This window comes from Peribacillus sp. NPDC097197, from assembly GCF_050278025.1.
Lineage (GTDB): Bacteria > Bacillota > Bacilli > Bacillales > DSM-1321 > Peribacillus.
Genome location: NZ_JBNNST010000013.1, coordinates 68691 through 83864 on the forward strand (window position 1 = coordinate 68691; position 15174 = coordinate 83864).

Annotated in this window: 12 protein-coding genes; 11 read left to right on the top strand and 1 reads right to left on the bottom strand. The window is 40.7% G+C overall.

Annotation, left to right across the window (positions count from 1 at the left end; translation table 11 throughout):
* Position 1 precedes the first annotated feature (1 nt).
* From ACQKL6_RS16360 to ACQKL6_RS16390, 7 genes are all read left to right on the top strand, one after another.
* Positions 2–829, top strand: a complete 828-nt coding sequence (locus ACQKL6_RS16360) for a TlyA family RNA methyltransferase (RefSeq protein ID WP_402869399.1) — start codon at positions 2–4, stop codon at positions 827–829.
* A 335-nt stretch (positions 830–1164) separates the two neighbouring features.
* A complete protein-coding gene (gene ahrC, locus ACQKL6_RS16365) occupies positions 1165–1614 on the top strand; it encodes a transcriptional regulator AhrC/ArgR (RefSeq protein WP_402869397.1) in 450 nt (149 codons plus the stop codon).
* 22 nt (positions 1615–1636) lie between these two features.
* A complete protein-coding gene (gene recN / locus ACQKL6_RS16370; RefSeq protein WP_403079330.1) occupies positions 1637–3352 on the top strand; it encodes a DNA repair protein RecN in 1716 nt (571 codons plus the stop codon).
* A gap of 153 nt (positions 3353–3505) precedes the next feature.
* Positions 3506–4807 (top strand): SpoIVB peptidase, encoded by a 1302-nt coding sequence (gene spoIVB / locus ACQKL6_RS16375; protein WP_402869393.1) that lies wholly within the window; start codon positions 3506–3508, stop codon positions 4805–4807.
* 311 nt (positions 4808–5118) lie between these two features.
* Positions 5119–5910: a sporulation transcription factor Spo0A gene (gene spo0A / locus ACQKL6_RS16380; protein WP_402869392.1), complete on the top strand. Its 792-nt coding sequence runs from the start codon at positions 5119–5121 to the stop codon at positions 5908–5910.
* 357 nt (positions 5911–6267) lie between these two features.
* Positions 6268–7845 (top strand): DUF342 domain-containing protein, encoded by a 1578-nt coding sequence (locus tag ACQKL6_RS16385; RefSeq protein ID WP_402869391.1) that lies wholly within the window; start codon positions 6268–6270, stop codon positions 7843–7845.
* A gap of 74 nt (positions 7846–7919) precedes the next feature.
* The gene (locus tag ACQKL6_RS16390; RefSeq protein ID WP_402869390.1) at positions 7920–8651 is read left to right on the top strand and encodes a glycerophosphodiester phosphodiesterase; all 732 of its coding nucleotides are present in this window, start codon (positions 7920–7922) and stop codon (positions 8649–8651) included.
* A gap of 45 nt (positions 8652–8696) precedes the next feature.
* Here the strand turns inward: ACQKL6_RS16390 and ACQKL6_RS16395 are convergent, their stop codons facing one another.
* Positions 8697–8933 carry a DUF2627 domain-containing protein gene (locus ACQKL6_RS16395; RefSeq protein WP_402869389.1) on the bottom strand — a complete coding sequence of 79 codons (237 nt, stop codon included), beginning with the start codon at positions 8931–8933 and terminating at the stop codon, positions 8697–8699.
* A gap of 173 nt (positions 8934–9106) precedes the next feature.
* On the opposite strand from ACQKL6_RS16395, the gene ACQKL6_RS16400 reads away from it, so the two are divergent.
* From ACQKL6_RS16400 to ACQKL6_RS16415, 4 genes are all read left to right on the top strand, one after another.
* The gene (locus ACQKL6_RS16400; RefSeq protein ID WP_403079332.1) at positions 9107–11173 is read left to right on the top strand and encodes a sigma 54-interacting transcriptional regulator; all 2067 of its coding nucleotides are present in this window, start codon (positions 9107–9109) and stop codon (positions 11171–11173) included.
* A gap of 385 nt (positions 11174–11558) precedes the next feature.
* The gene (gene bcd, locus ACQKL6_RS16405) at positions 11559–12656 is read left to right on the top strand and encodes a branched-chain amino acid dehydrogenase (RefSeq protein ID WP_403079333.1); all 1098 of its coding nucleotides are present in this window, start codon (positions 11559–11561) and stop codon (positions 12654–12656) included.
* A 69-nt stretch (positions 12657–12725) separates the two neighbouring features.
* Positions 12726–14147 carry a dihydrolipoyl dehydrogenase gene (gene lpdA / locus ACQKL6_RS16410; RefSeq protein WP_427651484.1) on the top strand — a complete coding sequence of 474 codons (1422 nt, stop codon included), beginning with the start codon at positions 12726–12728 and terminating at the stop codon, positions 14145–14147.
* A 22-nt stretch (positions 14148–14169) separates the two neighbouring features.
* Positions 14170–15165 (top strand): thiamine pyrophosphate-dependent dehydrogenase E1 component subunit alpha, encoded by a 996-nt coding sequence (locus ACQKL6_RS16415; RefSeq protein ID WP_427651489.1) that lies wholly within the window; start codon positions 14170–14172, stop codon positions 15163–15165.
* Positions 15166–15174 lie beyond the last annotated feature (9 nt).

The following is a 15174-nucleotide window of genomic DNA, read 5'->3' on the forward strand; positions in this document are numbered from 1 at the left end:
TATGAAAGTAGCGAAAGAAAGATTAGATGTTTTATTAGTAGAACAAGGATTGGCCGAAACGCGTGAAAAAGCAAAGCGTATGGTGATGGCTGGGCTTGTCTATGCAAATGAAGAAAGATATGAAAAACCAGGGGAAAAAGTGCCGGTTGATCTTGAATTGACGATAAAAGGGAAAGTGATGCCTTATGTATCAAGAGGTGGTCTGAAACTTGAGAAGGCATTGAAAGAATTTGATTTACACGTCGATGGAAAGATCCTTCTGGATATCGGCTCATCCACTGGGGGCTTTACCGATTGTGCTTTACAGAATGGCGCCATCATGTCTTATGCTCTTGATGTTGGCTATAATCAACTTGCATGGAAGCTAAGACAAGATGAGCGGGTTAAGGTCATGGAACGGACTAATTTCCGCTATGTCACACCTGCTGATTTAGATGGACAGATGCCTAACTTTGCAAGCATTGATGTATCTTTCATCTCGCTCACTTTGATTTTACCTGTGTTAAAAACCTTGCTTGTTCCAAAAAGCGACGTCGTGGCACTTGTAAAACCTCAATTTGAAGCGGGGAAGGGTCAAGTTGGCAAAAAAGGGATTGTCCGTGAGCCTAAAATTCATAAAGAAGTGTTGAACAAGATTATTTCCTTTGCACAAATGGAAGGATACGATATTAAAGATGCTTCCTTCTCTCCTATTACTGGTGGGGACGGCAACATAGAATTTCTGCTCCATTTATTTTGGGAGGGCCCAAAAGAAGTGGGAGATATGCTACTATCCAAAACGGTGGATGATATCGTTGGGGAAGCCCATGCCCAATTTAAGAAAGAATAGATAAGTCTTCGTATGGCTCCTTTGGCTGAATGGTTAGCTAAAGGAGCTTTTTTTCTTGAAATGGTTCATGTTCATGCACCAAGGTTTAGAAAAAGTATGCAAAGAAAGTTTTAGTACAAAATAAGGGATAAGAAATGTATATTAGAGAAAAAAGTTGTACAATTGTATAAAAATCCGCTAACATTAATATTAGCCTCTTTCTTCGACGGTTTTCTTGTGTGTTAGGGACGTTTGTGAGGATTAGGAAAAGTAAAGCAATTACATATGGTCAGCTTGCTAAAGTTAGGGCAACGATGATAATTAAAATGAGCAACAGTTGAGAGGTGCTTCTACTTATGAATAAAGGACAGCGTCATATAAAAATAAGGGAAATAATTACGAATAATGATATTGAGACACAGGACGATTTAGTGGAAGAACTTAAAAATGCGGGGTATAACGTTACACAAGCAACTGTTTCAAGAGACATTAAGGAACTTCACCTTGTAAAGATACCGTTATCTGACGGCAGGTATAAATACAGCTTACCGGCTGACCAACGTTTTAATCCATTACAGAAATTAAAAAGAATGCTGGTTGATGCTTTTGTTCGCATTGACGCTGCAAATAATTTGCTAGTCATGAAGATGTTACCAGGAAATGCCCAAGCAATTTGTGCACTGATAGATAATTTGAATTGGCAAGAAATACTCGGAACCATCGGCGGTGATGATACATGTTTAATTATTTGCCGTTCTGAAGAAGACGCAAAGATCATTTCCGGCAAATTCTTGGACATGCTCTAATATTTTGAAGAGGTGATCTAGATTGTTAACAGAACTTTCGATTAGGAATTTTGCGATCATTGATAGCCTGTCCGTTTCTTTTGAAACAGGATTGACGGTATTAACGGGGGAAACTGGGGCAGGAAAATCCATTATCATTGATGCCGTGCATCTATTGGTTGGAGGGCGTGGTTCGGCAGAATTCATACGCCATGGTGAATCGAAGGCTGAGATAGAAGGCCTATTTCAAATAGAAGATGATACCCATCCGGTATTTGTTAAGGCGAAAGAATTTGGCATCGATATGAACGATGGAATGGCTATCCTGCGAAGGGACATTTCACTGAGTGGTAAAAGTGTATGCAGGGTCAATGGAAAATTGGTTACGATCGCGATATTGCGAGAGATAGGGCGGACATTAATCGATATTCATGGTCAGCATGAACATCAGGAATTAATGGATGAACGACTTCATCTTCCATTGCTGGACCAGTTTGGCGGGGAAAAAATCGCGGCCGCACTTGCTGAATACCAAAAGCTATATAAGAATTATGAAATGACATCCAAGCAGTTAAATAATTTGAGCCAGAACGAACAGCAAATGGTCCATCGATTAGATTTGATCCAGTTTCAGTCCGATGAAATCCAAAACGCGGAGTTAAAGCTCCATGAAGATGAAGAGTTGATGGAAGAACGAAAAAGGATCAACAATTTCGAGAAGATTCATGAGGCCCTCCAGACAAGTTATAATGCCTTAAATGGAGAGCAACATGCCGTGGATTGGCTTTCAGTAGCCATGAGTAATATGGAGGAAGCGGCCAACTTGGATGAAGCACTGAAAAAAAGCTCCGAAACCGTCTCAAATAGTTATTTCCTGCTTGAGGAAGCGGTTTCTACTATTAGAGATCAATTGGATTCCTTGGATTACGATACGGAACGGGTGGAGTTCATCGAAAGCCGCCTAAATGAAATTAACCAATTGAAGCGAAAATATGGGCGCAGCATCGAAGAGATTTTAGAGTATAGTGCAGGTATTGAAGAAGAAATCGAAAAGCTTCAAAATCGGGAAAGTCATATCTTAAAACTGGAAAAGGAACTTAAATCAATAAAGGCGGATTTGATTATTGAAGCGAAAAATCTGTCTGAGCTCAGACAAACATTCGCCCAGCAATTAACGAAGAGCATTCATCAGGAATTAAAGGATCTATATATGGAAAAGACCATATTCGAACCACATTTTCATCAAACGGCCTATACTTTTGATGAGCTATCAGAACGTGGGATTAATCAATCTGGTCTCGATAACATGGAATTTTATATATCCACCAATCCTGGTGAACCTTTAAAACCATTGTCAAAGATTGCATCTGGAGGAGAGTTGTCCCGGATTATGTTGGCGATGAAAAGTATTTTCTCCAAGCACCAAGGGATTACCTCCATCATTTTTGATGAGGTAGACACAGGTGTAAGTGGCCGGGTGGCTCAATCCATTGCCGAAAAAATCTACAAAGTGGCCACGGGTTCCCAAGTGCTTTGCATTTCCCATTTACCTCAGGTTGCCGCGATGGCGGATACTCATCTATTCATCGCCAAGAATGTGAGGGCCGGTCGTACCAACACTTCGGTGAAGCCTCTGGTAGAAACCGAAAAAATCCGAGAAATTGGCCGGATGATATCCGGTGTCGAGATAACGGATTTAACCAAACAGCATGCCAATGAATTGATTCAGCTTGCTAAAAAGATGAAAATCACTTCATGATGTTTCTAAGTAAGAAGGTATCATAATTTATCATAAGCATTCATTGTAAAGCTATCCAAAAACGGATAGCTTTTATTTTGTCCAGCTGTTATAAATGATTGTCATGAGGGCTAAATTAAAGGGGTAGCCATAAAGTTTTAGAGAGCGAGGAGAGTGAATGGATTGAAATTAGTATGGATCAACAGAATCATCGGTGGAATTCTCCTTGTTTCGCTATTAACATTAGGGTTATACCAGCCATTTCGTGAATATTTTTTAATTCCAAATCAGCTTGTACTCTTTGAGGGTAGTCACTATAGTATTTCCAAGTCATTACCTGTTTCAGCAAAAGCTTCAGATTCAAGTCAAGGAATTTCGGTCCATGATGAGAAAGCCTCCATTACACTAGGTGCCGAAAAGCCAGGTACGAACGAGGTGTTGCTTGATGTGGCAGGCTTACCTGCCAAGAAGGTTGATATAAGAGTGCTGAAAGATTTTAAAGTCATCCCCGGTGGGCAGTCAATAGGGGTTAAACTTAACACGTTGGGTGTGCTCGTGGTCGGTCATCATCTTGTTGATACACCTCAAGGAAAAAAATCCCCTGGTGAAAAAGCAAAAGTGGAAGTCGGGGACATCATTACGGAAATCAATGGCCAAACAATAAAAAAGATGGGCGACGTCACTCCTTTTGTCCAGCAGGCAGGTGAAAAGGGAGAACCGTTGAAGATCGTGATCAATCGTGATAATGAAGTGCTTCACAGTTCGCTCATGCCTCTAAAAGATAAAAATGAAGGAATCTTCAAATTAGGTCTGTATATCCGGGATTCAGCAGCGGGTATCGGGACGATGACATTTTATCACCCGGATACGAAAAAGTATGGTGCATTGGGACATGTCATATCGGATATGGATACAAAAAAACCAATCGTCGTGAAAGATGGGCAGATTGTACAATCAATGGTCACTTCCATCGAAAAGGGGAGTAATGGGGACCCAGGAGAAAAATTGGCGCGTTTTTCGGCTAACAGAGAAAAAATAGGTAACATTAATCGTAATAGTCCTTTTGGGATTTTTGGGAAACTAAATCAAGATTTCAAAAATGGTGTTATGGATAAGGCATTACCCATCACCCTTTCTCACCAGGTGAAGGAAGGGCCAGCCAAAATTCTTACGGTGGTGGATGGTTCAGAAGTAGAAGCCTTTGATGTGGAAATAGTCAGCTCCATTCCACAAAAGTTTCCTGCAATTAAAGGAATGGTTCTAAAAGTGACTGATAAAGAATTACTCAAAAAAACGGGCGGGATCGTTCAAGGAATGAGTGGCAGCCCAATCATACAAAATGGTAAATTAATCGGTGCCGTTACCCATGTATTTGTCAATGATCCTACAAGCGGATATGGAGTCCATATTGAATGGATGTTAAACGAAGCCGGTATCAATATATATGACAAAGAGGATTATGAGAAAGCAAGCTAACCATCGAAGGTATCCAACTGGATACCTTTTTTTACTTGGTTCAATATCAATGGCAACTAAAATGATTTATCTTGGAAAAGAGGTTTTTTGAAAGAAATGTGATAAAATGAAAATAAATGAAGATTTTTCGACAAAGCAGTTCTTCAGGTAGCAAACGAAGTCGAAAACAAGAGATATCCGGAGAATAATATTGAATTCCTTTTATTTTTTCGAAAATAAAAGGAATTTAGTTTCCATTGTCGAAAAGTTCAATTACAATAGAATTTAGTCATATAGAAAAAAGACCATTGTAGTTGAGGAGGAAATCAAGAGTGAAAAAAATCAAGGTATGCGTGGTAGATGATAATAGAGAGCTGGTTGGTCTTCTGGAAGAATACATTTCTGCACAAGATGACATGGAAGTAATCGGTGTTGCACATAATGGTCAAGATTGCATGGGGATGCTAGAAAGCGTTGATCCGGATATTTTGATTCTTGACATTATTATGCCTCATTTAGACGGATTAGGGGTATTGGAAAAACTTCGTGAAGTTAAACGGGGAAACATGCCTAATGTAATTATGCTTACTGCATTCGGTCAAGAAGATGTTACGAAGAAGGCTGTGGACTTAGGCGCTTCATATTTCATCCTGAAACCTTTCGATATGGAGAACTTGTCCAACCATATACGTCAAGTGAGCAACAAAGGACAGTCAGTTCTAAAGAACCATAGTCAGTTTAGTTACCGTCCTCAAAATGAGTCAAAACCGAAAAACCTTGATGCAAGTATCACAAGCATTATCCACGAAATTGGAGTGCCGGCACACATTAAGGGATATCTATATTTAAGGGAAGCCATTTCAATGGTTTATAATGATATTGAGTTATTGGGATCCATAACAAAAGTGCTGTATCCGGATATCGCGAAAAAATATAATACAACGGCTAGCCGGGTTGAACGTGCCATCCGTCATGCCATAGAAGTGGCATGGAGTCGTGGGAATATCGAATCGATTTCGTCTTTATTTGGTTATACCGTCAGCATGACAAAGGCGAAACCTACGAATTCCGAATTCATTGCGATGGTCGCAGATAAGCTACGTCTTGAACACAAAGCTTCTTGACAGGGTTAGGGGATACGGATTGTTTTTAATGAACAACTGACCATAAAGAGGCTAGAGCCGCTAAATAAAATATAGTAGAACTCGTGGCGCTTTTAAGTTGATAAGGTGTAGTTGTCTTTTTTTAGGCAAGTATGAGTAAGTCCATGAGTTTTTTATATTAAACGCCTTTTATTTATTGGATTATTCCTGAAGAATCCAATAAATAAAAGGCGTTTTTGTTTGGATATAGGGATTTATATAGGATGAATTTTTGCAAATATCAAATTACTTAGTAAAATATGTATGTTTTTAGATTTTTTTATGAGATTATGGCTTATAATTATAGGTATATATTCGTAGGCACGAGGAGGAAAGTTTGTGATTTATGAAGAAAATCAATATTTCATCTTGGAAATGGAAGAAGAAATAGTATATATGACCGTTTATCAAAAAGGTTTTTCCATTCTGCAAATGAATCCAATCCTGAATAAATATCCACAAATCTCACTGGATAATTTTAAAGATTTAAAGGATGCACTTATACAGGCTAGCGGGGAAAAAATCAAAGTGGGTAAACAAAAACCACTCTTGGAGTGGAAGATAGCGGAAGACAAGCTGACAGCAAGTGTAAAGATTAATTGTTCTGCGGATTATTTGATGAATCACCAATCAGAAATAGTGGGGATGATTTTACAGGATCTACAACGTGAGAATATTTCAGAAGGAATCTTAATGCATGTCATGCAAAATCAGTTACAAGTGAAAGAATCAATTGTTGTGGCTAAAGGCATTGAGCCGGTTCATGGAACGGATGCTGTGGTCACCTATTACAAAAGGTCGGATAGAAAGCCTGCGATACGGGAGGATGGAAAGGCCGATTATTACGATATGAATTTCCTTGATGAAGTAAAAAAGGGAGAGTGGCTTGGTGAAAAGACCCCTCCTACAGAAGGGACGATGGGAAGGTCCATTACAGGGGACTTTGTTCTCGCACAGAAGGGGAAAAATAAAAAGCTTCAATATGACCAAAAAACTGTGGAGGCAATTGAAAGTGAGGGTAAAATCGTTCTCAGGGCCATGACAGATGGAGTGGTGGAGTTCAAAGGCGGGAAAATCAGTGTAGGAAATCACCTTGTTATTGAGGGGGATGTCGGAATCGAAACAGGTAATATCGAATTCGAAGGAAGCGTTACCATAAAAGGATCGGTTCTTGACAATTTTTCGGTAACCGCAACCAAGGATATATCCATTTTAAGTGAGCTGGGGATAAGTAATGTAAAAGGAATTTATTCGAAAAAGGGGGATGTATTCATTAAAGGTGGTATTTTTGGAAAAGGGGTTTCCGAAATCTCTGCAGGTAGAAATATTTACGTAAAGCATGCTAATGAAAGCCATTTACATGCAGGGGAAAGCATACATATCGGATATTATTCGCTTGGAAGTTTTCTGAAAGCAAAAAATATCTATACAGATGAAAAGAAAGGAAAATTGATTGGGGGCGTTATTGAAGCTCATGGAAAAGTCAGGGCTGCCGTCATCGGGAATAGAATGGAACGGAAGACTATCGTAAATGTACAGGGCTTTAATCGTATGAATTTAAAAGAGGAATTGAATGAAACTTTACTCCGTTATAAGGCAAAGGTTCAAGAGCTGGAATTAATGAAGGAAAAGCTGGAGGTCTATGAAATGTTCGTCGGACAATTGAATGTTTCGCAAAATTATCAATATGAACATACCAAAGAACAGCTTGAACGCTTGAATGGTGAGATTTTTCAAATCGATGAAAAACGTAAATCATTGATGGATACACTTGAATCCAAGGGGGATGGGGAAATTACCATCGGGCAAATGGCATTTCCTGATACTCGACTGCAAATTAAAAGCATGGAGAAAAAATTGAACGACTTAACAAAAGGAACGTTCTATGCGGAAAATAATTATTTGCATTTTGATTAATCTTAAATTAATATCCGACTGCGCCTTTTCATAAAATTGAAGATCTACTGAAATTTTTGTGGGGGGCAGTTTTTATGACGTTAATTTTCGCACACCGAGGATCGGCAGGAACCCATCCTGAAAATACGATGGTGGCTTTCCGAGAGGCTGCTCGTGTTGGAGCGGAGGGAATTGAAATGGATGTGCAGCTTTCAAAGGATGGCGAAGTAGTCGTTATTCACGACGAAAAGCTTGATCGAACCACAGGTGTCTCTGGCTTTGTGAAAGACAGGACATTAAAAGAGTTGCAAACCTTGAATGCGGCTTCATCCTATGCGGGTAAAGGGTGTGAAGAGCGAATTCCTACGCTTGATGGACTGTTGAAGTGGTTGTACCATACCCATCTCTTTTGCATTATTGAGTTGAAGAACACCTTTTTTATGTATCCGGGACTAGAAGCAAAGGTCATTAGGCTCATCCGGGCGTATGAGATGGAAGAACGAATCATTATTTCTTCCTTTAATCATTATAGTCTGGTTTTTTGCCATCAGTTGGCACCAGAAATAGAAACCGCACCATTGTACCGGGAATTTATGTATATGCCTTGGGTATATGCACGTGCGATTGGTGGAAGTGCGATACATCCTAGTATCCGATCAGCCCCAGACTCGATCATTCAATCTTCCATGGACGATGGGATCCTGGTTCGGCCCTATACCGTTAATAAAGAAGAAGATATGAAGCGGTTATTCAAATTGGGTTGCAGTGCCATCATCACTGATTTTCCGGAAAAAGCAAAAATAGTAAGGGCAAATTATGAAAAGTAAAAAAAACAGGGGGCCATGTGATTCATGCCCCCTTGTTCGACGTGTTTAAAATTTGTTAAATCTACTTTGAACTTTGTCTTTTTTACGATCCCGGTGAAGAATAAACCCTGCGATAAAGGCTATCCCTCCTATCGTTATCAGCAGTCCAATTAAAAATTGGATCCAAAGCATGGGATAGGGAGGTTGGAGAATGCCGAATACCATATCCCGCATTATCTTAATTCCGTACGCGGCAAATGCTCCCGGGATAAAAAGGATGGAAAAAGCGATTAAACGTTTCATGTGTCAAGTCCCTTCCAGAAATTCCATATAAAAAATGATAAAGGATAATATATTTTTGTCAAGTATGGGTAATTGAGAAAATCATTGGAATGTGTGAACGGTCATTTTGGAATCAATATGGTAAAATCAAAGATATCATAGGCGGGAACTTACTATCGCAGAAGGAGGAAGTCATGCAAAAGGTGATGATCGTTGGTGGAGGAAAAGGGGGCAGTGCTGTATTGGAGCTCCTACTGGAAAGCAAAACCCTTTTCATTGATTGTATGGCTGATACGAATGAGGCTGCTGAAGGGATCCTGGCTGCAAAGGCACGAAAAATTTGTACAGTATCAAATTGGGAAAGTGCGATGGATAGGGAATTGGATATCATTATTGATACAACCGGTGACCCTGCTGTTTTTAAGGAGATAAAAAAGAAGACAGGACAGCAAACAATCCTGGTTCCTGGTAGTGTAGCCCATATTCTTGTTAATCTCATCGAAGAGAAGAATCATCTGATTAATAAGTTGGAAAATTCATCCTCCATAATGGACTTGATATTGAATGCAGCGAGTGAGGGCATGTTAGTGATCAATAAAGACGGCTATGTCACCTTATTCAATCACAATGCTGAACGAATAACCAATACAAAACGGGAAACGGTAATTGGCCGACATATCCTCGATCTTGTTCCTTCCAGTGGGTTATTAAGGGTGATGGAGACGAGGGAACGAGAAGAAAACCAACATATTTCCATCAGTAAATCGGGTATGGAGTTCATTACGTCCAGGATTCCCTTGGTAAGTCACGAAAATGAAATGATAGGCGCATTCTCGCTGTTTAAGAAAAGAACGGAAGCGGAAGCGGTAAAACTAGCTGAACAAATAACGGATTTAAAAGAGATTCAGACCATGCTTGAGGCCATCATTCAGTCTAGTGATGAAGCAATATCGGTGGTGGACGAACGGGGATATGGTTTATTGATCAATCCAGCCTACTCTAGGATAACAGGATTGACGAAAAATCAAGTAATTGGCAAACCGGCTGCCATTGATATTTATGAAGGGGAAAGCATGCATATGAAGGTCCTTAAGACTAGAAAGCCTGTTCGCGGAGTTAACATGCGTGTTGGTCCTAAACATAAGGAAGTAATTGTGAATGTTGCACCAATCATTGTTGAAGGAGTATTGAAAGGAAGCGTTGGAGTCATTCATGACGTTTCTGAAATTCAATCGTTAACTCATGAATTGAACCGTGCAAGGCAAATCATCCGTACTCTTCAGGCAAAATATTCTTTTGATGATATCATTGGCACTTCGGAAGAGATGAAGTTACCTATCGATCAGGCTAAATTGTCTGCGAGAACCCCTGCTACCGTTCTATTAAGAGGTGAATCAGGAACAGGCAAGGAACTGTTTGCCCATGCTATCCATAATGAAAGTGATCGAAAGTTCAATAAATTCGTCCGTGTTAATTGCGCAGCAATTTCGGAATCTTTGTTGGAAAGTGAGCTATTCGGGTATGAAGAGGGTGCTTTTACGGGAGCAAGAAGAGGCGGAAAAACCGGACTGTTTGAGGAGGCCAACCATGGAAGTATATTTTTGGATGAAATCGGTGAGTTGCCGGCGAGTATCCAGGCTAAATTACTTCGGGTTCTCCAGGAACAAGAACTGATAAGGGTGGGTGGTACCAATCCCATACCTATTAATGTCAGGGTGATCGCTGCAACCAACATTAACCTTGAACAAGCCATAGTAAAAGGGACATTCCGTGAAGATCTTTATTTCCGTTTGAACCGGATGCCCATTTTCATCGCCCCATTGCGGAAGCGAAAGGGAGATATAAAAGAACTGGCAGAACATTTGATTCACAAGATCAACCAGGAATACGGGCGAAGCATCGAAGGAATTACAGATGAAGCAATTCATAAAATGCAAATGTATAATTGGCCAGGTAATGTTCGGGAACTGGAAAATATCCTGGGTAGAGCAATTATCTTCATGAAGTTAACCGAGACCATCATGGATGTCCAACACATTCCGGACTTTATTGAAGATAACATTCCTTTAATACAAGAGAAATCATTAAGAAATGAAGCGTACGTATCGGGAGAAACGCTCATGGAAATAATGGACAGGTATGAAGCGAAGGTTATTCAAGAGGCGATATATACGTATAAGGGGAACAAAACCCTTACAGCAAAGGCGCTTGGCATTTCAGTCAGAAGTTTATATTACAAAATGGAGAAAATGGGAGTGTGAAAAAAAATGCATGCAAATAATTGCACAGTGTGCAAAAAAATGCACGTTCTTGGCGTTTATTATTCTTCGATAAGCAGATGGAATGTATTTAATTAAAAAACTTATAGGATTGGATATCTCTTCTGCTTCCACGTTTTACATCAATTCCCACTCCCTTTTCACAGGAATATATCCACCATATTTATTTTGTTGGCATGTAATTTGCATGTTATTGAATGGAATATGGATTTTTTGGGTAACAAATCGCGAAATGCGCACTATCATATAGGCAAGAGAACACTAACTAACAATATGACTTTAACCTTTATATGTCAGAAAAGAATGAGGATACAGGATGAGCCTCTCTTTTTTGGCAACTTTGAAAACATCTGAGGGGGATTCCATTATGGAAATTTTCAACTATTTAGAACGATATGACTATGAGCAGCTATTATTTTGTCAAGATAAACAATCAGGTTTAAAAGCGATCATCGCGATACATGATACGACACTTGGCCCAGCCCTTGGTGGTACTCGCATGTGGACATATGCTTCAGAAGAAGAAGCCATAGAAGATGCGCTAAGACTTTCAAAAGGAATGACTTATAAAAATGCGGCAGCAGGCTTGAATCTAGGTGGTGGAAAAACCGTGATTATCGGAGATCCACGTACAGACAAAAATGAAGAAATGTTTAGGGCATTCGGTAGGTATATCCAGGGATTGAATGGCCGCTATATTACTGCCGAAGATGTCGGAACCACAGTGGAAGATATGGACCTTATCCATGAAGAAACAGATTATGTCACAGGCATTTCACCTGAGTTCGGTTCATCAGGGAACCCTTCGCCGGTCACCGCTTATGGTGTGTACCGGGGCATGAAAGCAGCGGCAAAGGAAGCATTCGGAAGTGATTCTTTGGAAGGAAAGGTGATTGCCGTTCAGGGGGTAGGGAATGTAGCTTATAATCTATGCCGTCACCTGAATGAAGAAGGAGCGAGACTGATTGTCACTGATATTAATAAAGAGAGTGTAAATCGTGCTGTTGAAACATTTGGTGCCAAAGCTGTAAACCCGGATGAGATTTATGGAGTGGACTGTGATATTTATGCACCTTGTGCATTGGGCGCTGTCATAAATGATGGAACGATCGGTAAAATCAAGGCAAAGGTGATTGCTGGTGCGGCCAATAACCAATTGAAGGAACCGATTCATGGGGACCAAATACATGAAAAAGGAATCATTTATGCACCTGATTATGTCATTAATGCGGGCGGTGTCATAAATGTTGCGGATGAACTGAAAGGGTACAATCGGGAAAGAGCCTTGAAAAAAGTTGAAGGTGTTTATGATAGCATTGAAAGAGTCATTGAAATAGCAAAACGGGATAAAATCCCGACCTATAAAGCAGCTGATAGAATGGCAGAAGAGCGGATTGAAAGAATGAGAAATTCCAGAAGTCAATTTTTACGAGACGAGAAACATATCTTGAACCGACGTAGATGAGTTAAAAAACAACTTGGATTCCTGTGTTATCAGGATGGACATAGGAATTTCCAACAAGGAGGAATGAACATGGCTGAAGAATATGATCTTGTCATTCTTGGCGGAGGAACCGGAGGGTATGTTGCAGCAATCAGGGCGGCACAGCTTGGTTTAAAAACGGCAGTCGTTGAAAAAGAAAAGGTAGGCGGGACATGTTTACATAAAGGCTGTATTCCTTCCAAAGCTTTGTTAAGAAGTGCAGAGGTTTACCAAACGGCTATCAAAAGTGAGGAATTCGGTATTTTCACAGAAAACGTGAATGTGGATTTCAGCAAAGTCCAGGAACGGAAAAACAAGGTGGTCGACCAGCTTTATAGAGGGGTCCAGCACTTGATGAAGCAAGGGAAGATCCACGTTTACGAAGGAATAGGCCGAATACTTGGACCTTCCATCTTTTCACCAATGCCAGGAACAATTTCCGTGGAAATGAATAATGGTAGTGAAAATGAAATGCTGATTCCACAAAATATCATCGTTGCTACCGGTTCACGCCCAAAATCATTACCAGGTTTATCGATTGATGGGGATCTTGTCCTTTCTTCCGATGAAGCACTTCAGCTAGACAGCTTGCCAAAATCAATCATTATAGTTGGTGGAGGCGTGATAGGTATTGAATGGGCCTCGATGTTAAATGACTTTGGCGTGGAAGTAACGGTACTAGAATATGCAGATAAAATCATTCCCACAGAAGATCATGAAATTTCGGATGAAATGCTTCGCTTATTGAAGAAAAAAGGCATTACTTTTCATACAGGCGCTAAGGTGTTGCCAGAGACGCTGAAAAAAGATAAATCAGTGTCCATCACTGCAGAAATCAACGGAAAACTCGAGGAGTTCGAGGCAGATAAACTATTGGTTTCCGTTGGAAGAATGGCTAATCTTGAATCGATTGGTTTGGATAATACGGATATCGTCATTGAAAATGGATATATTGTCACCAATGAATTTTTCCAAACGAAAGAGACGCATATGTACGCGATTGGAGATTGCATCGGCGGTTTGCAGTTGGCCCATGTTGCTTCACATGAGGGATTGACGGCAGTTGAACACATGGCAGGAAAAAAACCGGAAAAGATCGACTATTCGCTTATATCGAAATGCATCTACTCAAGTCCAGAAGCGGCAAGCGTCGGCATGACAGAGGAACAGGCCAAAAAAGATGGATATGAATTGAAAATTGGAAAGTTTCCATTCCGGGCTGTCGGTAAAGCCCTTGTTTATGGGGAATCGGATGGATTTGTCAAAATCATCTCGGATAAAAGAACGAATGATATTCTGGGTGTCCACATGATTGGACCGCATGTTACGGATATGATTTCCGAAGCTGGCCTGGCAAAGGTACTGGATGCCACCCCTTGGGAAGTGGCAAAGACGATTCACCCCCATCCAAGTCTTTCGGAAGCAATCGGAGAGGCAGCTCTCGCAGTGGATGGCCTTGCCATTCACTCATAAAAAAGGAGGAGGTTTTTTGATAATGGTGGAAACACGTCATGAACAATTGGGTTTGAATGATGAAACCGTATTAGATATGTATCGGACCATGCTGCTGTCACGTAGGATGGATGAGCGGATGTGGCTGTTGAACCGTTCAGGGAAAATTCCTTTTGTGATTTCCTGCCAAGGGCAAGAAGCTGCACAGGTTGGAGCGGCATTTGCCTTGAATCGGCAAAAGGATTACGTATTGCCTTATTATCGGGACGTCGGAGTCGTCTTGTCATTTGGAATGACGGCGAAAGAATTGATGCTATCAGGATTTGCCAAAGCCGAGGATCCCAATTCCGGGGGAAGGCAAATGCCAGGTCACTTTGGACAAAAGAAAAACCGGATCGTTACGGGTTCTTCTCCGGTAACTACACAGGTACCACATGCAGTGGGAATTGCCCTTGCAGGGAAAATGGAAGGAAAGGACCTGGTGACATTCGTCACGTTTGGGGAAGGTTCATCCAATCAAGGTGATTTTCATGAAGGGGCCAACTTTGCAGGCGTCCATAAGCTTCCAGTCATCTTTATGTGTGAAAACAACCAATACGCCATATCCGTTCCTATATCCAAACAGCTTTCCTGTGAAAAGGTATCGGACCGGGCAATTGGATACGGCATGCCTGGAATCACGGTGGATGGCAATGATCCGTTGGAGGTATATAAAGCGGTTAAAGAAGCGGCTGATCGCGCTCGTAGAGGAGAAGGCCCCACTTTAGTTGAAACCGTTTCATATAGGCTGACTCCCCATTCAAGTGATGACGATGACCGCAGTTATCGTGAAGCTGAAGAAGTGGCTGAAGCGAAAACAAAAGATTCCATCATGACTTTTGGAGCGTATTTAAAGGAAGCGGGTATCATGGATGAAACCCTTGAAAACCAACTTAATGATGAAGTGATGAAAATAGTGAACGAAGCTACAGATTACGCCGAACATGCTCCATATCCGAAAGCTGAAAGCGCTATGGATCATGTTTACGAACAAAAGTAAGGGGGGAAA

What these genes read in the sequence shown, in the direction of transcription:
- ACQKL6_RS16360 (WP_402869399.1), top strand. Translation starts at nt 2, where the DNA reads ATGAAAGTAGCGAAAGAAAGATTAGATGTTTTATTAGTAGAACAAGGA.
- ahrC (WP_402869397.1), top strand. Translation starts at nt 1,165, where the DNA reads ATGAATAAAGGACAGCGTCATATAAAAATAAGGGAAATAATTACGAAT.
- ACQKL6_RS16390 (WP_402869390.1), top strand. Translation starts at nt 7,920, where the DNA reads ATGACGTTAATTTTCGCACACCGAGGATCGGCAGGAACCCATCCTGAA.
- ACQKL6_RS16395 (WP_402869389.1), bottom strand. Translation starts at nt 8,933, where the DNA reads ATGAAACGTTTAATCGCTTTTTCCATCCTTTTTATCCCGGGAGCATTT.
- ACQKL6_RS16400 (WP_403079332.1), top strand. Translation starts at nt 9,107, where the DNA reads ATGCAAAAGGTGATGATCGTTGGTGGAGGAAAAGGGGGCAGTGCTGTA.
- bcd (WP_403079333.1), top strand. Translation starts at nt 11,559, where the DNA reads ATGGAAATTTTCAACTATTTAGAACGATATGACTATGAGCAGCTATTA.
- lpdA (WP_427651484.1), top strand. Translation starts at nt 12,726, where the DNA reads ATGGCTGAAGAATATGATCTTGTCATTCTTGGCGGAGGAACCGGAGGG.
- ACQKL6_RS16415 (WP_427651489.1), top strand. Translation starts at nt 14,170, where the DNA reads ATGGTGGAAACACGTCATGAACAATTGGGTTTGAATGATGAAACCGTA.